Source organism: Anoxybacillus sp., assembly GCF_036834105.1.
Taxonomy (GTDB): Bacteria; Bacillota; Bacilli; order Bacillales; family Anoxybacillaceae; genus Anoxybacillus.
Map to the genome: position 1 here is coordinate 38589 of NZ_DAITON010000001.1, position 19024 is coordinate 57612.

At 43.2% G+C, this 19024-nt stretch carries 23 protein-coding genes; all 23 read right to left on the reverse strand.

What is annotated here, in order from left to right; all coding sequences use genetic code 11:
* Position 1: 1 nt before the first annotated feature.
* Positions 2-361, reverse strand: coding sequence for a response regulator (locus V7Z64_RS00205; protein WP_003394872.1), 360 nt, complete (start codon positions 359-361; stop codon positions 2-4).
* Between the two features lie 19 nt (positions 362-380).
* Positions 381-1532 (reverse strand): flagellar motor switch phosphatase FliY, encoded by a 1152-nt coding sequence (gene fliY, locus V7Z64_RS00210; protein WP_003394874.1) that lies wholly within the window; start codon positions 1530-1532, stop codon positions 381-383.
* Positions 1522-2520, reverse strand: a complete 999-nt coding sequence (gene fliM, locus V7Z64_RS00215) for a flagellar motor switch protein FliM (RefSeq protein ID WP_219985336.1) — start codon at positions 2518-2520, stop codon at positions 1522-1524. Before fliM ends, fliY begins: the two co-directional genes overlap by 11 nt.
* A 31-nt stretch (positions 2521-2551) precedes the next feature.
* On the reverse strand, positions 2552-2965 hold the full coding sequence (gene fliL / locus V7Z64_RS00220; protein ID WP_297989876.1) for a flagellar basal body-associated protein FliL: 414 nt from the start codon (positions 2963-2965) through the stop codon (positions 2552-2554).
* 1 nt (position 2966) lies between these two features.
* Positions 2967-3194, reverse strand: coding sequence for a flagellar FlbD family protein (locus V7Z64_RS00225; protein ID WP_003394880.1), 228 nt, complete (start codon positions 3192-3194; stop codon positions 2967-2969).
* Positions 3195-3234: 40 nt separating this feature from the next.
* The gene (locus V7Z64_RS00230; RefSeq protein WP_297989839.1) at positions 3235-4623 is read right to left on the reverse strand and encodes a flagellar hook-basal body complex protein; all 1389 of its coding nucleotides are present in this window, start codon (positions 4621-4623) and stop codon (positions 3235-3237) included.
* A 78-nt stretch (positions 4624-4701) separates the two neighbouring features.
* The gene (locus V7Z64_RS00235; RefSeq protein ID WP_297989841.1) at positions 4702-5070 is read right to left on the reverse strand and encodes a TIGR02530 family flagellar biosynthesis protein; all 369 of its coding nucleotides are present in this window, start codon (positions 5068-5070) and stop codon (positions 4702-4704) included.
* Positions 5071-5083: 13 nt separating this feature from the next.
* The gene (locus tag V7Z64_RS00240) at positions 5084-5551 is read right to left on the reverse strand and encodes a FlgD family protein (protein ID WP_297989843.1); all 468 of its coding nucleotides are present in this window, start codon (positions 5549-5551) and stop codon (positions 5084-5086) included.
* An 11-nt stretch (positions 5552-5562) separates the two neighbouring features.
* Positions 5563-6906 (reverse strand): flagellar hook-length control protein FliK, encoded by a 1344-nt coding sequence (locus tag V7Z64_RS00245; RefSeq protein ID WP_297989844.1) that lies wholly within the window; start codon positions 6904-6906, stop codon positions 5563-5565.
* A 14-nt stretch (positions 6907-6920) separates the two neighbouring features.
* Positions 6921-7532, reverse strand: coding sequence for a MotE family protein (locus V7Z64_RS00250; RefSeq protein ID WP_297989846.1), 612 nt, complete (start codon positions 7530-7532; stop codon positions 6921-6923).
* A 6-nt stretch (positions 7533-7538) separates the two neighbouring features.
* On the reverse strand, positions 7539-7982 hold the full coding sequence (gene fliJ, locus V7Z64_RS00255) for a flagellar export protein FliJ (protein WP_003394893.1): 444 nt from the start codon (positions 7980-7982) through the stop codon (positions 7539-7541).
* Between the two features lie 7 nt (positions 7983-7989).
* Positions 7990-9303, reverse strand: coding sequence for a flagellar protein export ATPase FliI (gene fliI, locus V7Z64_RS00260; RefSeq protein ID WP_297989849.1), 1314 nt, complete (start codon positions 9301-9303; stop codon positions 7990-7992).
* The gene (gene fliH, locus V7Z64_RS00265; RefSeq protein WP_297989851.1) at positions 9300-10079 is read right to left on the reverse strand and encodes a flagellar assembly protein FliH; all 780 of its coding nucleotides are present in this window, start codon (positions 10077-10079) and stop codon (positions 9300-9302) included. Before fliH ends, fliI begins: the two co-directional genes overlap by 4 nt.
* Positions 10063-11082 (reverse strand): flagellar motor switch protein FliG, encoded by a 1020-nt coding sequence (fliG, locus tag V7Z64_RS00270; protein ID WP_297989853.1) that lies wholly within the window; start codon positions 11080-11082, stop codon positions 10063-10065. Before fliG ends, fliH begins: the two co-directional genes overlap by 17 nt.
* A gap of 13 nt (positions 11083-11095) precedes the next feature.
* Complete coding sequence (fliF, locus tag V7Z64_RS00275) at positions 11096-12682, reverse strand: flagellar basal-body MS-ring/collar protein FliF (protein ID WP_297989855.1); 1587 nt, start codon at positions 12680-12682, stop codon at positions 11096-11098.
* A 29-nt stretch (positions 12683-12711) separates the two neighbouring features.
* Positions 12712-13005 carry a flagellar hook-basal body complex protein FliE gene (fliE, locus tag V7Z64_RS00280; protein ID WP_297989857.1) on the reverse strand — a complete coding sequence of 98 codons (294 nt, stop codon included), beginning with the start codon at positions 13003-13005 and terminating at the stop codon, positions 12712-12714.
* Between the two features lie 11 nt (positions 13006-13016).
* Complete coding sequence (flgC, locus tag V7Z64_RS00285) at positions 13017-13454, reverse strand: flagellar basal body rod protein FlgC (protein ID WP_297989859.1); 438 nt, start codon at positions 13452-13454, stop codon at positions 13017-13019.
* Between the two features lie 3 nt (positions 13455-13457).
* Entirely contained in the window at positions 13458-13838 is a 381-nt protein-coding gene (gene flgB / locus V7Z64_RS00290; RefSeq protein ID WP_297989861.1) for a flagellar basal body rod protein FlgB, read from the reverse strand.
* Positions 13839-14002: 164 nt separating this feature from the next.
* Positions 14003-14782, reverse strand: coding sequence for a GTP-sensing pleiotropic transcriptional regulator CodY (gene codY, locus V7Z64_RS00295; RefSeq protein ID WP_297989863.1), 780 nt, complete (start codon positions 14780-14782; stop codon positions 14003-14005).
* Between the two features lie 12 nt (positions 14783-14794).
* Complete coding sequence (gene hslU / locus V7Z64_RS00300; protein WP_297989865.1) at positions 14795-16174, reverse strand: HslU--HslV peptidase ATPase subunit; 1380 nt, start codon at positions 16172-16174, stop codon at positions 14795-14797.
* A 12-nt stretch (positions 16175-16186) separates the two neighbouring features.
* Positions 16187-16735 carry an ATP-dependent protease subunit HslV gene (gene hslV, locus V7Z64_RS00305; RefSeq protein ID WP_297989867.1) on the reverse strand — a complete coding sequence of 183 codons (549 nt, stop codon included), beginning with the start codon at positions 16733-16735 and terminating at the stop codon, positions 16187-16189.
* A 14-nt stretch (positions 16736-16749) separates the two neighbouring features.
* Entirely contained in the window at positions 16750-17652 is a 903-nt protein-coding gene (gene xerC, locus V7Z64_RS00310; protein ID WP_297989869.1) for a tyrosine recombinase XerC, read from the reverse strand.
* 60 nt (positions 17653-17712) lie between these two features.
* Positions 17713-19011: an FADH(2)-oxidizing methylenetetrahydrofolate--tRNA-(uracil(54)-C(5))-methyltransferase TrmFO gene (gene trmFO, locus V7Z64_RS00315; protein ID WP_297989878.1), complete on the reverse strand. Its 1299-nt coding sequence runs from the start codon at positions 19009-19011 to the stop codon at positions 17713-17715.
* Positions 19012-19024 lie beyond the last annotated feature (13 nt).

The window sequence follows — 19024 nt, forward strand, 5'->3', positions numbered from 1 at the left end:
TCTAACCGAGCGTTTTGTTAATTGCTTCAATGACGCGATCTGCCTGGAACGGTTTCACGATAAAATCTTTTGCTCCTGCTTGAATCGCATCGATAACCATCGCTTGTTGCCCCATTGCAGAGCACATAATGACTTTGGCGTTGCTATCAATTTTTTTAATTTCTTTCAACGCTGTAATGCCATCCATTTCTGGCATCGTAATATCCATCGTCACTAAGTCCGGGCGAAACTCTTTATATTTTTCTACCGCCTGCGCCCCATCAGCTGCTTCCGCTACAACTTCGTGTCCGTTTTTCGTTAAAATATCTTTAATCATCATTCTCATAAATGCTGCATCATCAACAATTAAAATTCTTGCCATTCTCCAAAAACCTCCCGAATTATCGTAATTTGTTTAACCGATCGCTCTGGCTAATAATGCTTGTTACACGCACCCCGAAATTTTCATCGATAACTACCACTTCACCTTTGGCAATGAGTTTATTGTTTACTAAAATGTCAACAGGCTCACCAGCTAGTTTATCGAGCTCGATAATCGATCCTGACGATAAGCTTAAAATATCTTGCACCGATCGCTTCGTGCGTCCAAGTTCTACCGTCACTTGCAACGGAATGTCGAGCAACATATCGAGATTGCGCGACTCCGCTTCCGGTAGCGGTGCAGGTTCAAAGCTTGCAAAAGCAACAGGCTGGACGTTGACAGGCTGCTGCACAGCTCCTGTTCCAAAATGTTGAGGAGCCTCTTTTTGCGTTTGTTGAGCCGATGAAGGCGCTGGCTGCGTTGGTGCGGATGGCGCGGTTTGGCGTGGCTCATTCGTATTTATTGTAGCTGATGTTTGCGTATTTGTACTAGACGGATTTAATAAATTTTCAACTAATTCTTTCGCAAAATGAATCGGAAGTAACTGCATAATGTTTGAATCAATTAAGTTCCCTACTTTTAAACGGAACGATACTTTCACGAGCACATCGTCAGGCGGTAAATATTCAAACCCTTCGCCTTCTGATAAATCAAGCAAGTGTAAGCTTGGCGGAGAAATGTCAACTTTTTTACTAAAAATCGTCGACATCGATGTCGCCGCCGAGCCCATCATTTGATTCATTGCCTCTTGCACGGCGCTCAGTTGAATGTCATCCATGAGAGCTGGCGGGTTTGTTCCGTCTCCTCCCATCATTAAGTCCGCAATAATAGCCGCATCCGACTGTTTAATAACAAGCAAGTTCGTTCCTAAAAATCCTTCCGTATAGCTCACTTGAATCGCAACATACGGATGCGGAAATTCTTCTGCTACACGCGCACGCTCGATAAGCGAAACGCTCGGCGTCGTAATTTCGACCTTTTGATTTAATAACATCGATAACGCTGTCGCGGAACTACCAAACGAAATATTTCCTATTTCACCAAGTGCATCTTGTTCGATTGGTGTCAACACGTCATCAATTGACATTGTGCTAGACGGCATCGGATCTTCATCAATCCCACGCAACAACGCATCAATCTCGTCTTGAGATAACATATCGTCACTCATCATCGCCGTCTTCCCCCTTTATCACATCTAAAATTTGTACCGCTAATCGTTTGTTCATTTTTCCTGGCTGTCCGATAAACTTCGGCACATCTCCTACTTTAATGATTAATGGATCACGAACCGTTTGATCTAATTGAATGACATCGCCAACAGAAAGTTGCAAAAACTCTTGTACGGAAATCGTCGATGTTCCGAGCTGTGCAATCATCGGTACTTTCGTTTGTTTTAGCCGTTTTTGCAACGTTGCGACTTCTTCCGGTTCGCGCTCTTTTTTTTGCGTCTGCATCCAATAATGGACGGATAATTTCGGGATGATTGGTTCTAGCACGACGTGCGGGATACAAATATTAATCATCCCACTAATATCACCAATTTGCGTATTTAATGAAATGACGACAACCGTTTCGTTTGGCGATACCATTTGTAAAAATTGCGGGTTTACTTCAAAATCTGTAAGCATCGGATCCATGTCGGCGACCGATTCCCATGCTTCACGTAAATTACTAAACGCTTTTTCAAACAAGTTCGACATAATTTTCGTTTCGATTTCCGTTAAATTTTCAATTTTATTTAAGCTCATTCCTCTGCCGCCTAATACGCGATCAAGCATCGCATAAGCGATATTTGGGTTCACTTCTAACAGCACGCGCCCATCAAGTGGTGGAACTTCAAATACTGTTAAAATCGTCATTTTCGGAATGGAGCGAATAAATTCCTCATACGGCAATTGGTCAGCCGATGCGACTGAAATTTGCACGTATGTGCGCAATTGAGCGGAAAAAAACGTCGTTAGCAAGCGGGCAAAGTTTTCATGTATGCGCGTTAAGCTGCGAATTTGGTCTTTCGAAAACCGCAACGCTCGCTTAAAGTCGTACACTTTCACTTTCTTCTCTGCTTCTTCTTTTTTCAATTCATCAGCGCTCATCTCTCCAGCAGATAGCGCCGCCAACAAGGCATCAATTTCACTTTGCGATAAAACTTCTCCTGACACCGTTCTCACCTCCTACTCCTATTCATATGATTTACTGGAGAATAAAGGAGGTTATATAAATTTTTTCTACTTTTCCTTCTTGCATCAGCTCATTAATACGTTCGCGCAGTTTTTTCTCTAAAAGAAGTTTTCCTTGCTTTCCTTTAAATTGCTCTCCTGTCATTTCTGACAGTTCTTCAATAATAATATTTTTAATTTGAAAATCGCGCTTTTCTGCTTCTTCTTTCGCTTTTTCGCTATCTGTTTGAATTTTAAACGCAATTTTTATGAAGCGACCATCCGATAAGTTCGTCATCATTTCAGGGACATCAAACGAGCTGGCGACAATTTCATCGACCGTCGGCTCTTTCGGCTCATCATTTCCCATGAACTTCATAACAACAATAAGTGCAACAACGCTAACGAGCGTAATAACCCCCATGATAATAAGCATCACTTTTAACATTTTATTGTCTTTCAACGTCGGATCCCTCCGCATCTCTCCTTAATCCAAGCACCGAAATGTTACGGTAAAATGTTTCTACTAATAACATAACATCTTCAACAGACTCCCGCACGACAAACTTTTTGCCATTCGTTAACGTAATTGTCGTGTCAGGGAAAGCTTCAACTTGCTCTATGTAAATAGCGTTTAACGTGAAAGGTTTTCCGTTTAATCGCGTTAATTGAATCATTATGTATCGGGGGCAATCGCCCCCGTCCCCCCTTTATTCATTATTTCTTCAAGTTGACAAGCTCTTGTAAAATTTCATCCGACGTTGTAATAATGCGTGTATTTGCTTGGAATCCGCGCTGTGCAACGATCATTTCCGTAAACTCTTCTGACAAATCAACGTTTGACATTTCAAGCGCCCCAGAAATAATTTCACCTGCCCCATTTAAACCAGGGCGTGATAATTCATTAATCGTTAGACCGTTTGCATTTCGATCAAGCTTACCCGAGTTGTTCGTTTCTTTAAACGTATTGCCACCCATTTTCTCTAACCCTGTCGGATTCGGGAATTGTGCCAATAAAATTTGTCCCGCAATTTTCAATTGCCCGTTGCTGTCGATGAACGTCACTTTGCCATCTGCCGTAATTCCAAAGCTTTTCGCCGTTTTCGGAATTTGAATGAGTCCTGGCTCAAAGCTTGTCACGTTCCCATATTTTGGTTCACTATAATCTTGTAATACTTGCTGGACACTTTCCACAAAACCGCTAATTCCTTCTAAATATGGCCCCATCATTTTTTCAGCTTCCGCTAACGTATCCGGCCAATCAGCTTCGTTTTCTGGAAGTAGCGGAACAGGATTAATACTGGCTTTCGGAGATACACGATCATTAAAATACGTCCCAGCTGCAGCAAGCGTTGCATCATCTGGATCTGTCTTTCCTGTAATTTTCTCGTTTAGACTTTTTAGTTCATTGTTAAAGTTTTTAATAAAATTAATGAAATCTGTTTGTGTAGTTGGGTTATTATCCGGGTCTTTCGTAAACTCATCCTTCCACTTCTTTATGAAGTTCACAAGACCATTGGTACTATTAAGAAATACATCTAAGTCACGTCTCGCTTGAGCAACATATGGTGCGTTCGCGATAACAGTATCCACATCTTTAATCGCTGCTTCCCCGATTAAATATTGCCCGTCCGAGTTTACAATATAACCGTATTCATCTAAATAAAAGTTACCGGCACGTGTAAAGCTTAAGTTAAACACGCGGTCAATTGGTACACCTGTATTCACTTTATTTGTTCCGAGCTTTCCAGCTGGTCCATCCATGCTAATTAATGTGACGTCGTTAATCGAGCCAACAACGAAAAAGCCGTCGCCACCGAGCGCCAAATCGAGCGGACGAGATGTCGTTTGCGTCGATCCTTGCGTATGAATCGTTTCGATCGAACCAAGTCCACTCCCTAAACCAATTTGTTTTCCGTTCATTCCTCCGCGCGTGCCTGTCGATGATGTCGCTGCGGAAATTTGTTGCGACACAAGGTCTTTAAACGTCACACGCGCTTTTTTGTAGCCGTACGTATTGACGTTAGAAATATTGTTACCAATGACGTCTAATTTATATTGGAAGTTGCGAATACCACCAATACCAGTAAACATTGAACGTAACATATAATCCTCTCCTTTTTGTTATTTGAGCGGCTTCTGTCATTCCGCACGCTCAAAGGCTTCCTGTAACGGTCCAGCCTTTTATATAATGATGGCGCCATTAATATTTGTAAACAGTTGCGTTTGTGCTTCTTCGCGATTCATCGCGGTAATGACCGTTTCATTCACAGCGCTCACAATTAATGCAGCTTCATTTGTAATGACGAGCGAATCACGCACCCCTTTTTGTTTCGCTTCTGCAATTTTTTGCCCAATCATTGCCCATTGTTCGTCGTTAATGTGAATATTTCGCTCTTGCAAACGTTGCTGCGCATGTTTGCTTATTTTTAACCCTTTTCCTGCTTCAACAAGCGCATCGCGAAACGATTGTCGCTCTGACTTTGATGAAGCAACGACTTGCTTTTTCGGTGGAATGAGCGGGGCGTGCGGGAAAAACTGTATTCGATCCATTCCCTCACCTCCTTTATTGCGACACTTTTGTGACGCGAGAGGCTAACACCGTTTCTCCTTGCTCGAGCTCTAACCATATATCTGTTCCTTTTTGAACGACCGCTTGAACAACACCGCTTTTTTCATCCCACGTCACCGTCTTGCCAATCCATTCACTATATTGAGCGAGCGACGGCGTAGATTGTTGTTGCATAAGCTTTTGCAACGCATCTAGCGTGCTGACAAGCTTTTCCGATGTACTTGTTTGCGATTCAATAAATTTGCCCATCATATTCGACATATTTACCATTTGTTCAAGCGATGAGAAGTTTGCCATTTGTGAAATAAATTCTCGGTCTTCCATCGGATTGAGCGGATCTTGGTGTTGCAATTGCGCAATTAAAATTTTTAAAAAATCATCTTTTCCTAACGAACTTTTTCCTGTTTCACGCTGTTTTACTTGGCGTTGTGATAAAAGTAAACTCGGATCGATCGCTGTCACAACTATCACCTCTACACGTCGAAATGAAACAACTCTTTTAACCACTCATCAAACGATTGGTCAGGCTGCTTTTTTTCTTCTTTTTGCTGTTGTTGCTGCTGTTGCTGCTTTTGTTGATGGAAGGCATGGTCGCGAAACTTTGCTTCGTCAAATACATTGAATTGTTCGACCGTCACTTGATCTGCAATGTGCGCAAGTTGATGGATGTGCTGTTCCACTAACTGTTTCGCCGCTTCCGTAGACGTAATCATTTTTGCCGTTAGCTTCCCTTTTTGCTGAATGAGTTTAATCGTGACGTATCCTAAATGCTCAGGATGCAACCGAATCAGTAATTGTGCATTTCCGTTTTTCCATTGTGTCAATTGACTTGCGCGAACGATCCGTTCGATTTGCGATGCAAGCGGGGTTTCGCTTGTCGTATTGACCGTTTGCACCTCTATTGGCACACTTTTTTCAACCGACTGCTGTACTGCATGTAGCGCACTTGGCATCCGAACGATCCGCTCCTTTTGCGATGCAAGCGGAGTTTCGCTTGTCGTATTGACCGTTTGCACCTCTATTGGTACATTTTTTTCAGCCGACTGCTGTACTGCATGTAGCGCACTTGGCATCCGAACGATTCGCTCCATTTGCGACGCAAGCGGAGTTTCGCTTGTCTGTGTCTCTAGCGGCACGCTTGATTGGACGGCTTGTTGAGCGTGCAACAGATCAGATGTGCGAACAATTCGTTGCATAGGAGCTAATTGTTCGTGGACAGGTAGCCACGATTGTTGTTGCTGGAACGGCCATTCAACCATTTTTTGCGCATTGTTCAACAACATAAGTTGGTTATTAACGACGTTTTGCAACATCGCCTGAATGGTAGCGTTTTGTTCATCATGTGCCCCAAACACGTGACGAAATGTTGCGCGCGCATATTCAATGATCTGCTCTGGAATCGCCCATTGCTTTTGCTCCAGTTGGAATAATGCAACGACAAGCATGAGCTCGTCTTTTTCATTTCGATCATCCGTTGGCGCAAACATCGCTTCAAGCGGTTGCCCAGATGAAAATCGTTCCGTGATGTCATTTTTCGTGTCTTCTGGCAAAAGGGAAAGGAACGCTTGAACGACATCGTTACATAACGTTTGTTTGTCTGCATACCCGTCATGAGCAGGAAGTTGTGCAAACCATTGTTGCAGCTGTTCCCAGTCGACAGTTTGTACCTTTTCGGATGAATGAACGGATTGCTGTAACGGTTTCGCCTCTTGACGCAACAATGCAATGATACGAGCAAATGCGTTGTCATCGCTCGTTTTCATTTGTCCATGTTGTCCGCTAGATGACGTCATGAAGGAAATCGGTGCGATATTCATCTACTCACCTCCTTTCAATTATCTGCTTTTTTCGCAAGCAAGCTCGTATATTTCGCCGCATTTTGTGCATCCATTTTTTCTAAAATGGCCGCCACTTTATCTGTTTTTAACTTCGACAATAAATTGACTGCCTCTTGATCTGACATTTGAGGAATAATTTCTGCCGCTTTGCGCGGAGACATCGTTTCATACATTTTGACAACATCAACACGCGGTGTACTTGTTTGCTCAGTTGGCGGTGTTGTTGTCGGCTCTTGCACTTGTTCCTTTTCCGCTTGCAAGCGGGCAATTTCTTGCTGAAGCGCATCAATTTCCGCTTCTTTTTCTTTGAGCGCATCTTTTGCCTTTTTTAGTTGTTTCTCTTTTTCAACGATCGTTGCTTTTAGCTCGACGAGTTGTTCTTGCAGTTTCTTTTTTTCGTTTGCTTCCGTTCCTTCTACCCACTGAGAAATAAAAGGCAATTGACCTGCATATTTTTTTCCTTGTTCAAATACGTTAATGCCAGAAAACGTTAAAATGAGCAAAGCGATTGAAATCGTAAATAACAGCGGAATAAAAACGACAAAGAGAAACCATTGCAACTTGCTTGTTTTTTTCGTTTCTTCATCTTTTTCAAACTGTTCCATTGACGCTCACCTTGTTTCTCGATAGCAATATTGCTGGATTGAAAGATCGTCCATCTGCTTTTGTTCCATCATGCGCATATGCTGAGCCATCATTTCGTCATGTTTTTCTTTCATCTTTTCATATTTTTTCACTTCTACGTTCAGCTCGACTAATTTTAGCTGTTTCAACTCCATATGCTGACGGGCTTGCATGACGAGATGTTGATAATGATCGATAATGCGTTGCAAATTGACCATAAATTGTTGAAAGGAGCGAATATGTTGAATAGCTACTCCCGATTGCAACTGATGTTTATGCTGTTCTTCATACTCTTCTTTTTGTTTTAAAAAATGGTACAGTTTTTCCGCCACTTCTTCAAATCGGCTGCGCGCCTCTTCATATTCGTGCAACGCTTTTTGTTTTTCGTGTTCTTTTAAGTTTAAAATTTTCGTTAGCTTAAACGGTGTCATCATTTATTCACCCTTGTTCAATAAGTTGAAACAACTGTTGAACGCTTTCGTTTATTGTGAATGATTCATGCACATCTTGCTTTAAAAATGAAATGATTTTTGGATAGTAACGAATCGCTTCGTCAATTTCTCGCGACGACCCTCGCTTGTAAGCTCCAATTTGAATTAAGTCTTCCGATTGAACGTATGTCGCAAGCAGCTCGCGCAATTTGTCTGCCACTTTCCGATGTTCTGGCGTGACGATATAGTTCATAACGCGGCTGACGCTTTTTAATACGTTAATTGCTGGATATTGTCCTTTATTCGCTAGTTGGCGCTCCAAAACAAAGTGACCATCTAAAATGCCGCGAACGGTATCAGCAATCGGCTCATTCATATCGTCTCCATCAACGAGCACTGTATAAAAGGCAGTAATTGTGCCATGCTCATTCGTCCCCGTTCGTTCAAGCAATTTCGGCAAAATCGCAAAGACAGACGGCGTATATCCTTTCGTCGTCGGCGGTTCTCCGATCGCCAATCCGATTTCACGTTGAGCCATCGCGACGCGCGTGACAGAGTCCATCATCAGCATAACGTTAAGTCCTTGATCGCGAAAATATTCCGCAATTGCTGTCGCTGCATATGCCCCCTTCATACGCATTAAGGCTGGCTGATCCGATGTAGCGACAACGACGATAGAGCGCTTTAATCCTTCGGGACCAAGGTCACGTTCAATAAACTCACGCACTTCGCGTCCGCGTTCGCCAATTAAAGCAATAACGTTTAAATCGGCATTTGTGTTTCGAGCAATCATTCCCATTAACGTACTTTTTCCAACACCAGAGCCGGCAAAAATTCCGACGCGTTGTCCTTTTCCAACCGTCAGTAAACTGTCGATGATTTTTACGCCGACCTCGATTGGCTCAGAAATCGGTGGACGCGTCATCGGGTTTGGCGGCTGGCGATCGATTGGAACAGCCGTTAGCCCTTTAGGAAGCGGCTGACCGTCGAGCGGTGCGCCTAGCGCATCAATGACCCGTCCGACAAGCGCTAAACCTACTTTAATTTCTAACGGGGAGCCCGTTGCCTCGACAATACAACCGGGGGCAATATCTTGAACTGTTGCATATGGCATTAATAGTACGTATTCATCGCGAAATCCAACGACTTCCGCTTGAATTTTCTTCTTTTTTTTATGGCCAATATGAATATAGCAAACATCACCGATCGAGCTTTCCGGCCCTTTTGCTTCAATCATTAAGCCGATCACACGCGTCACTTTGCCAAATCGTTTGTACGGGTCGAGCAGATCAATTTCATTGACGAGCGCTTGCCAATTCATTCATTTTCCCCCTCGATTCGCTCGAGCAATTGAAGTTTTAACTGCTCCAGCTGTGTGTCGACACTCGCATCAATGCGACCGAACGGCGACTCGACAATGCAACTTGTCTCCGCCAATGTTTCATCCGGATAAATAAACAAATGAACGTCTTGGCTAAATAGCGCTTTTAGCTCCTCTTTTTGACGAGCGACGACGTCATAATAAGCCGGATGAACGTATATTTTCACTTCTTCATGTTCACGAACTTCTTTAATGACTTGTTTTACAAGTCCAAGAAAATGTTCTTTATTTTCGGCGAGACGTTCGCCGATGATGCGCTCTGCTACTTTGCATGCAACGAGTAAAATCGTTTCATCGGCCGACTGCAACATATGGTAAAATTGCTCATTCGCTGATTGAACGATTTGTTTTGCTTCACGAATGGCTTCCGTATATTGTTGAAAACCGTCATGCCGTCCTTGCTCTAAACCGACCGCATAGCCTTCTTGACGCGCTTGCTCAATCCATCGGCTTCGTTCTTCTTCCCATTGCCTTTGTTCTTCGGCAATTTGTTGTTGAATCGATGCGTAGTACATGTCTGCTTCTTGACGAATGCTTGCTGCCTGTTGTTCCGCTTGTTCAATGAGCATTTGTGCATGTTCTACCGTTGCTTCCTCATGATGCTCGTTCGCTTCAGGCTGCATATCAGGCAGCATTTTTTTTACTTGAATGACCGCTCGTTGCTCCGTACACGTCCGAGCAAACGGGGCTTTAATGACTTTAGACAATAATATCATCTCCTCCGCCACGAGCAAAGACAATTTCACCCGCTTCTTCGAGACGGCGAATGACAGCAACAATGCGCGATTGCGCTTCTTCTACGTCGCGAAGACGAACTGGTCCCATAAATTCCATTTCTTCTTTAAACGTTTCCGCCATGCGCGATGACATGTTGCGGAAGACGACTTCTTTCACTTCATCGCTAGACACTTTTAATGCAAGCAACAAGTCTGCGTTGTCCACTTCACGAATGACGCGTTGAATCGCACGGTTATCAAGCGTAACGATATCTTCAAATACGAACATCCGCTTTTTAATTTCTTCCGCTAATTCTGGATCTTGAATTTCAAGAGCATCTAAAATCGTGCGTTCAGTAGCCCGGTCGACACCGTTCAACACTTCGACAACTGCCTCGATGCCACCTGTTTGCGTGTAATCTTGTACAACTGTCGTTGACAGCTTCCGCTCAAGCACTTGTTCTACTTCGTTAATCATTTCCGGCGATGTGCGGTCCATCAACGCAATGCGACGCGCGACATCGGCTTGCATTTCTTGTGGAAGCGCAGATAAAATTTGGCCAGCTTGGGCAGGGTCTAAATACGACAACACGAGCGCAATCGTTTGTGGATGTTCGTTTTGTAAAAAGTTTAAAATTTGTGCCGGATCGGCTTTCCGTGCAAAATCAAACGGACGTACTTGCAAGGCGGACGTTAAACGATTAATGATGTTCATCGCTTGCTCTGGACCGAGCGCTTTTTCAAGCACTTGTTTCGCATAAGCGATTCCGCCTTGTGAAATGTAATCTTGCGCTAAGGCGATTTGATGAAACTCTTCTAAAATCGTTTCTTTTTTCTCAGCATCAACTTGACGAACGTTAGAAATTTCAAGCGTTAGCTTTTCAATTTCTTCTTCAGATAAATGTTTATATACGGATGCTGACACGTCAGGACCTAACGAAATGAGGAGGATGGCCGCTTTTTGTTTTCCTGTTAGTTCGCCTTTTTGATCACGCTTTGCCATATAATCCCCTCCCTTATTCTTCTGCAAGCCATGTTCTTAACAGTTTTGCAAACTCTTCTGGTTTTTCTTTTGCAAGCTTTTCAAGCTGCTTGCGGCGCAGCGTTGCTTCTGTTTCGACTTCTTCGTTTACATCTGGAATGTGTACTGCCACTTGCTCTTCTTGTAGCGGCAGTTCGTCCATTTCTCCTTTTTTTCGCTTGCGCAACCATAAAAAGACGAGCAATGCAATGATGAAAACGAGCACCCCGCCACCAGCAAGGTAAGCCCACGTTGGAATGGCTGTAGATTGTTCGTCAAACTGCACCTTTCCGTTAAACGGCTGTACAGAAACGACGACGCGGTTTTGTAAGTCCGCATCGGTCCATTGACCTGCGATCTCTTTATCAACCGATGTACGCACGATCGTCCCTAAAATTTTTGTAATGTCGTCAACCGTTTGCGCCGGAAGTGAGTTCGGATCGTTTGGTGTCGGCGGTTCTACCATCACTTGAATGCCTAAATCTTTTACTTTATAAGGACTTGAAACAATTTCCTTTTTTATTCTATTAACCTCGTTGTTAATTGTTTCCTCGATTCGCTCATAATCCCCGTTTGTCTCGCCATTTGCCTCTTGATATCCGGGCACCTCGTTTTCTCCTACGCCCGTCGGGCCACCCGGCTGTGCCCCTTTTCCTGAAAACGTCTCAGTAATGCGTTGCACACTAACGGCGATGCCTTCCATATTCTCTTTATCCACTGGCTCAACAAGCTCTTCTTGACGGTTTTCTTGCGTGAAATCGACGTCGGCAGTCACAGACACGACTACTTTATCTTGGCCAATCATCGTTCCTAGCATTTGTTGAACACGCCGTTGAATGTCGCGCTCAATTTGTTGTTTCACTTCATACTGCTCAGCAAATGTTTTGCCAGACGAAAAATTTTCTTTATTTTTTAAGTCAAAGTACTCAAAATATTGATTCATAATGACGATATTTTCAGTAGGAAGGTTCGGCACGCTTTTGGAAACAAGATGGTATAACGATTGAATTTGCTGTTCATTGAATTTATATCCTGCCTTTGTTTTCAAAACGATCGATGCCGATGCTTCTTCCTGTTGATCACCAACAAAGATGGTCGGCTGGGGTAGATTAATCATCACTTTCGCATCTTCTACCCCGTCGATACTTTTTATTAAATTAGCGAGTTCTGTTTGCATTGCCTCAATTTTTAGCACGTTAAATTCGTTATCTGTCATCCCGAAGCCGGAGTTTTTCCCAAAAAACGAATAATCAATGCTGCCGCTTTCCGGGATGCCTTCTGCGGCCAATTCTACTTTTAACGTATTCACAAGTTGTTCAGGCACTAAAATCGTCGTGCCGTTATCGGCAACTTGCGACTGAATGCCGCGCTGATCAAGCGTTGCCTTAATTTGTCCTGCTTCTTGCGGCGATAAATTGCTGTAGAGAGGAACGAAATTCGTCCGCGTCGCAAAAAAAGCGGTGAGCGCCACGGCAATGACTACCAGGCCAACGAGTCCGAAAGCCATCCTTTTTTGCTGCTTTGTCCTCTCGCTCCAAAACAATTTGAATCGTTCTATCGCTTGTTTTAATTGCTCGTTCATATGCTTCCTCCGCTATCTCATGAGGTCAATTATACTTGCATTCTCATCACTTCTTGATACGCTTCAATCACTTTATTGCGCACTTCGATCGCTAGTTGAAGCGACACGCTTGCTTTTTGCGAAGCGATCATAACATTGTGTAAATCAACGTTTTCCCCTTTTGCTAACTTCGTCGTTAGTTCGTCTGATTGAATTTGCTGCTTGTTCACTTCTTGAATCGCTTCTTTTAAAAATTGTGAAAACGCCCGTTGCGCTTCAGCGGGCTTTATCGCTTGCCTCTGGACAGCTGGCAATAAAGCTGTACGTTGAATACGATCCATCATCGTTTATCCCCCTACTTTCCGATTTCTAACGCCTTCATTAACATTCCTTTCGTCGCGTTTAATACGGTCACGTTCGCTTCATATGAGCGAGTCGCGCTCATTAAATCGACCATTTCTTTTAACGGATCAACGTTTGGAAGCTGTACATACCCATTTTCATCTGCATCAGGATGAGATGGGTCATACACAAGTTTAAACGGCGTTTGGTCTTCGATAATTTTCGTCACTTTCACTCCGCCTGCTGCTCGCTCGTTCATGGCCTGACTCAAAAAAGAAGAAAACGATTCGTTCGGCTGCATGACAACCATTTTTCGCCGATACGGCTGCCACTTCCCATCTACCATCTTCGCTCGCGTCGTATCGACGTTCGCCATGTTGGCTGAAATGACGTCCATGCGCAATCGTTGCGCTGTTAATGCGGAAGCGGACACATTGAAACTTTGAAACATATATTATTTTCCTCCCTTAATGACTGTTTTTAAGGAGTTAAACTTCCCGTTCAGTCGTTCGACTAATGCGTTGTAATAAATTTGGTTTTGCGCTAAATCTGACATTTCTTTATCCAAATCGACATTGTTCTTATTATGATTGTAAACGAGATCGTTTTTCGTTGTCACGAAAAATTTGCTTGTCCTCCCTTTAAACTCAAAATGGCGCGGATCGGTACGATACGCTTGCAGCGCTTGTTGAAATTCGTTCCGGAACTGAACGTCTTTCGCTTGAAAGTTCGGTGTATCGACATTCGCAATATTGTTTGCGATCACTTTTTGCTTCAATGATGAGTAATTTAATCCTTGTTCTAATATTTGAAATGTATGTGAAAACAATTTCACGACATATTCCTCCTTGTGAAGACACCGTTCGACACCTTTATTGTAAAAAATTATTTCCAATATGTATATAGGGAACATTGGACTATTTTTCACATACTTTAACAAAAGAGGCATCTTTGCGAGAAAGATGCCTGCTTTATTTAAAGACTAAGAAGCTTTTCTTATTAATGATGTTTTAATTTTTCAAGCTCTGTTAAAAACTTATCGTTTAACACTTTAATGTACGTTCCTTTCATTCCAAGGGAACGAGATTCAATCACTCCAGCGCTTTCTAGTTTGCGCAATGCATTAACAATAACCGAACGCGTAATACCGACTCGATCGGCAATTTTACTTGCAACAAGCAAGCCCTCTGTCCCATTTAATTCTTCAAAAATATGTTCAATTGCTTCTAATTCACTATATGAAAGCGAGCTAATCGCCATTTGAACGACCGCTTTACTGCGCGCTTCCTCTTCAATTTCTTCCGCTTTTTCACGCAAAATTTCCATTCCAACAACCGTTGCACCGTATTCAGCTAAAATTAAATCATCATCGTCAAATTCTTTATCTAAACGGGATAAAATAAGCGTTCCTAAACGCTCGCCCCCACCAATAATCGGGACGATCGTCGTTAACCCGTTTTTGAATAAGTCTCTATTTTCTACTGGAAACGCCGTATACTCACTATGAATATCAAGGTTTGGTGATGTTTCTGTAATGTTAAATAAATTTTTCGTATATTCTTCTGGGAATTGACGGTCAGCTAACATTTTTTTCATTCGCTCGTTTTCAATCGTTTGTTTAATCGCAAATCCGAGCAATTTGCCTCGGCGGCTAACGACGAAAACATTTGCCTCGATCACTTCGCAAAGCGTTTCTGCCATTTCTTTAAAGTTTACTGGTTTGCCAGCTGCATTTTGCAGCATCGCATTAATTTTTCTTGTTTTTTCAAGTAAATTCATCTCGCATCCTCCTTATAAAATAAACTGACTTAAATCTTTGTTTCGCACAATATTTCCAAGTTTTTTCTCCACATATTGCGGAGTGATGACAATTTTTTCAAGATGCACATCCGGTGCTTCGTACAATAAATCTTCTAACAACTTTTCCATAATCGTATGAAGACGGCGTGCGCCAATGTTATCTGTTTGTTGATTGACTTCAAATGCTACTTCCGCAATTTTACGAATAGCATCGTCAGAAAATTCAAGTTGTATACCTTCTGTTGCAAGTAAAGCGACATATTGTTTTAAAAGGGCATTGTTTGGCTCCACTAATATTTTTACGAAATCATCTACCGTCAGCTTCGTCAACTCGACGCGAATCGGGAAACGCCCTTGCAATTCTGGAATTAAGTCAGACGGTTTCGCCATGTGAAACGCACCAGCCGCAATAAATAAAATATAGTCCGTTTTCACTGGTCCGTATTTCGTCATCACAGTTGACCCTTCCACAATCGGCAAAATGTCGCGTTGTACACCTTCACGGGAAACGTCAGCTGATGAGCCAGTCTGTCCTTTTCGCGCAATTTTATCGATTTCATCAATAAAAATGATGCCTGATTGTTCAGCTAACTGAATGGCTTCTTGCGTCACTTCGTCCATGTCGATCAGCTTTTGCGCTTCTTCGTTCGTAAGTACATGGCGCGCTTCTTTCACTTTTAATTTCCGTTTTTTTCGCTTCTTTGGCATAAAGCTGCTTAACATATCTTGCATATTGACGCCCATTTGCTCCAAACCAGCACCTTGAAATAAGTCAAACATCATCGGTTGTTGCTCTTCCACTTCAACCGTCACAAATTCATCTTCTAACTCACCGTTTGCGAGCTTCCACGCCATTTGTCGCCGTTTTTCGGCAAGATGTTGCTCATCGCCTCCTGTTTCCGGCTGCTCTTGTGCACCACCAAACAAAAGTTCAAATGGATTTTTCATCGGCTGCTTCGTTTTTTCAGGCACGAGCAATTCAACAAGACGCTTGTTCGCCAACTCTTGCGCGCGCTCTTTCACTTCGTTCATTTTTCTTTCTTTTACAATACGTACAGACGTTTCAACGAGATCACGTACCATCGATTCGACATCGCGTCCGACATAGCCGACTTCAGTAAATTTCGTCGCTTCTACTTTTACGAACGGAGCGCCAACAAGTTTCGCTAATCGCCGCGCAATTTCTGTTTTTCCTACGCCCGTCGGTCCAATCATCAAAATGTTTTTCGGCACGACTTCATCGCGCAACTTCTCGTCTAACAAGCTGCGGCGATAACGGTTTCTTAACGCGATCGCCACCGCCTTTTTCGCTTCATGCTGACCGACGATAAATTGATCAAGTTTTTCAACAATTTGTTTTGGCGTTAACATGCCGCTCCCCCCTTACAGCTCTTCGACAATAATGCAATCGTTTGTGTACACGCAAATATCGCCCGCTACTTTTAATGCTGCTTCCGCAATTTGCTTCGCTGTTAAATGCTCACCTGCATACGCCTTTAACGCTCTCCCTGCCGCTAGCGCATAGTTGCCACCTGAGCCGATCGCTAATATACCATCATCCGGTTCAATGACTTCTCCCGTTCCGGAAATGAGGAGTAAATGGGTGTCGTCCATGACGATTAACATCGCCTCTAACCGGCGCAACACTTTATCGCTCCGCCATTCTTTCGCTAGCTCAACCGCAGCGCGCTGTAAATTTCCGTTGTATTCTTCCAGCTTTCCTTCGAACATTTCAAACAACGTGAACGCATCGGCTACCGCCCCCGCAAAGCCAGCTAACACTTTGCCGTGAAAAAGCCTACGAATTTTTCGTGCGGTATGTTTCATCACAACAGCATTGCCGAACGTTACTTGACCATCACCTGCCATCGCCCCTTTCCCTTGGTGGCGAATCGCAAAAATCGTCGTCGCATGAAATTGGCTCATAAACATCCTCCTTATTTTCGTTATGCGCGCGGGTGGGAATGTAAATACATATGGCGCAAATGATCTTTCGTTACATGTGTATACACTTGCGTCGATGAAAGATGCGCATGCCCTAACAATTCTTGTACAGAACGTAAATCCGCGCCTTCATTTAACAAATGGGTCGCAAATGTATGACGAAACATATGGGGACTTACTTTTAGCGAAAGAGCAGCGCGTTCGACGATGTCGTTTAAAATATGGCGCACCCCTCTTGGCGTTAACGCGCCGCCGCGCGCATTTAAAAAAAGCACATCCGTCGGCGCTTTTGTTTTGCTTATCAGTTGCTGACGTCCGTCTTGTATATATCGTTCAAGCGCTTCTTTGGCGTACGTACCGAACGGGACATATCGCTGTTTATTTCCCTTTCCGTAAATTAAAATGGTACATACCGAAAAATCAATGTGTGATAAGCGAATGTTACAACATTCACTTACCCGTACACCCGTTGCGTACAACAGCTCGATGATGGCTTGGTTTCGTTGACCGATCGCTGTATTCAAATCATTGACAACAAACAGCTGTTCTAATTCGTCTTGGTACAAAAAATGTGGAATTTTCTGTTCTTTCTTCGGCAACGAAGCAAGGGCAAACGGATTTTCAGAAACGATTTTTTCACGCACTAAAAATTTATAAAAACTGCGCAAACTCGACATTTTCCGGGCAATCGAACGGCTAGATTGCTTCCGCTTATGAAGCTCCGTTAAAAACAGGCGAACGTCGCTGTAAGAGACGTCTTGCAATCGTTTGACTTGTTCGCGCTCCATAAATTCGAAAAATTCGCCAATATCATGCTTATAACACGCAATTGTATATTCTGAATAATTTTTTTCTATTTGTAAATATTCAATGAACAAATGTAACGTAAAATTCACATTTTCCATTCGATCACCTCACAAGAGCTACTAAATAGTAGCATAATTTAGCAGCTCTTGCAATGAATTTCACAACTTTTTTAAAAATTTCTGAATCGTTTCTAACGCCCGTTCTGCATACCGTTCATTTTTTTTCTTTTTATCTTTAATCGGCTCATCAAGCGGGGCAAATAACCCGAAATTAGCGTTCATCGGCTGAAAATGTTTTGGGTTCGCTGACGTAATGTAATGCGCCATGCTGCCGATTGCTGTTTCCTGTGGAAATACGATCAGTTCTTTCCCGAGCACGTAATGTGCGGCGTTGATCCCTGCCACAAGTCCTGAGGCTGCTGACTCAACATATCCTTCGACACCGGTCATTTGTCCTGCGAAAAATAGGTCTTCCCTCTCTTTATATTGATACGTCGGCTTTAGTAACTTTGGAGAGTTCAAAAACGTATTGCGATGCATGACACCGTATCGTACAATTTCTGCTTGTTCAAGCCCCGGAATGAGACGAATGACTTCTTTTTGCGCCCCCCATTTTAAATGCGTTTGGAAGCCGACAATGTTGTATAACGTCCCTGCCGCATCATCTTGACGAAGTTGTACAACAGCATAAGGACGTTTCCCTGTACGTGGGTCTTCTAAACCGACAGGCTTCATCGGACCAAACAGCAACGTCTTTTTCCCGCGTCGTGCCATAACTTCAATTGGCATGCATCCTTCAAAATAAATTTCTTTTTCAAACTCTTTTAAAGGAACTGTTTCAGCAGAAATGAGCGCATCATAAAATCGCTCGAACTGCTCCTCTGTCATCGGGCAGTTAATGTACGCCGCTTCCCCTTTATCATAGCGAGATTTCACATACACTTTCTCCATGTTAATGCTTTCTTTTTCAACAATCGGTGCTGCCGCATCGTAAAAGTATAAATATTGTTCCCCTGTCAACGCTTGAAGTTGTTCTGAAAGCGACTGCGATGTTAGCGGGCCGGTCGCAATGATGGTCGGACCGACCGGAATCGCTGTTACTTCTTCACGAATGACGGTAACGTTCGGATGATTCGCTACCATTTCCGTCACTCTTGCCGCAAATTCGTGACGATCGACAGCTAAAGCGCCGCCGGCTGGCACTGCACAAGCATCTGCTGCTTTTATAATAACGGAGTCTAAACGACGCATTTCTTCTTTTAACACACCGACCGCATTCGTTAATGTGTTCGCACGAAGAGAATTGCTACATACAAGTTCCGCAAATTTATCGGTATGATGCGCGGGGGTTTGTTTAACCGGACGCATTTCGTACAATCGAACACGAATGCCGCGCTTCGCTAGCTGCCACGCCGCTTCACTTCCTGCTAGTCCTGCTCCGATAACTGTTACTTCCATATACATATTCCCT

What these genes read in the sequence shown, in the direction of transcription:
- fliL (WP_297989876.1), bottom strand. Translation starts at nt 2,965, where the DNA reads ATGTTAAAAGTGATGCTTATTATCATGGGGGTTATTACGCTCGTTAGC.
- V7Z64_RS00225 (WP_003394880.1), bottom strand. Translation starts at nt 3,194, where the DNA reads ATGATTCAATTAACGCGATTAAACGGAAAACCTTTCACGTTAAACGCT.
- fliF (WP_297989855.1), bottom strand. Translation starts at nt 12,682, where the DNA reads ATGAACGAGCAATTAAAACAAGCGATAGAACGATTCAAATTGTTTTGG.
- V7Z64_RS00245 (WP_297989844.1), bottom strand. Translation starts at nt 6,906, where the DNA reads ATGAATATCGCACCGATTTCCTTCATGACGTCATCTAGCGGACAACAT.
- fliH (WP_297989851.1), bottom strand. Translation starts at nt 10,079, where the DNA reads ATGATATTATTGTCTAAAGTCATTAAAGCCCCGTTTGCTCGGACGTGT.
- trmFO (WP_297989878.1), bottom strand. Translation starts at nt 19,011, where the DNA reads ATGGAAGTAACAGTTATCGGAGCAGGACTAGCAGGAAGTGAAGCGGCG.
- V7Z64_RS00230 (WP_297989839.1), bottom strand. Translation starts at nt 4,623, where the DNA reads ATGTTACGTTCAATGTTTACTGGTATTGGTGGTATTCGCAACTTCCAA.
- V7Z64_RS00235 (WP_297989841.1), bottom strand. Translation starts at nt 5,070, where the DNA reads ATGGATCGAATACAGTTTTTCCCGCACGCCCCGCTCATTCCACCGAAA.
- hslV (WP_297989867.1), bottom strand. Translation starts at nt 16,735, where the DNA reads ATGTTTATGAGCCAATTTCATGCGACGACGATTTTTGCGATTCGCCAC.
- fliY (WP_003394874.1), bottom strand. Translation starts at nt 1,532, where the DNA reads ATGATGAGTGACGATATGTTATCTCAAGACGAGATTGATGCGTTGTTG.
- fliI (WP_297989849.1), bottom strand. Translation starts at nt 9,303, where the DNA reads ATGAATTGGCAAGCGCTCGTCAATGAAATTGATCTGCTCGACCCGTAC.
- codY (WP_297989863.1), bottom strand. Translation starts at nt 14,782, where the DNA reads ATGAATTTACTTGAAAAAACAAGAAAAATTAATGCGATGCTGCAAAAT.
- flgC (WP_297989859.1), bottom strand. Translation starts at nt 13,454, where the DNA reads ATGTTTCAAAGTTTCAATGTGTCCGCTTCCGCATTAACAGCGCAACGA.
- V7Z64_RS00205 (WP_003394872.1), bottom strand. Translation starts at nt 361, where the DNA reads ATGGCAAGAATTTTAATTGTTGATGATGCAGCATTTATGAGAATGATG.
- fliJ (WP_003394893.1), bottom strand. Translation starts at nt 7,982, where the DNA reads ATGACACCGTTTAAGCTAACGAAAATTTTAAACTTAAAAGAACACGAA.
- V7Z64_RS00250 (WP_297989846.1), bottom strand. Translation starts at nt 7,532, where the DNA reads ATGGAACAGTTTGAAAAAGATGAAGAAACGAAAAAAACAAGCAAGTTG.
- hslU (WP_297989865.1), bottom strand. Translation starts at nt 16,174, where the DNA reads ATGTTAACGCCAAAACAAATTGTTGAAAAACTTGATCAATTTATCGTC.
- xerC (WP_297989869.1), bottom strand. Translation starts at nt 17,652, where the DNA reads ATGGAAAATGTGAATTTTACGTTACATTTGTTCATTGAATATTTACAA.
- fliE (WP_297989857.1), bottom strand. Translation starts at nt 13,005, where the DNA reads ATGATGGATCGTATTCAACGTACAGCTTTATTGCCAGCTGTCCAGAGG.
- fliG (WP_297989853.1), bottom strand. Translation starts at nt 11,082, where the DNA reads ATGGCAAAGCGTGATCAAAAAGGCGAACTAACAGGAAAACAAAAAGCG.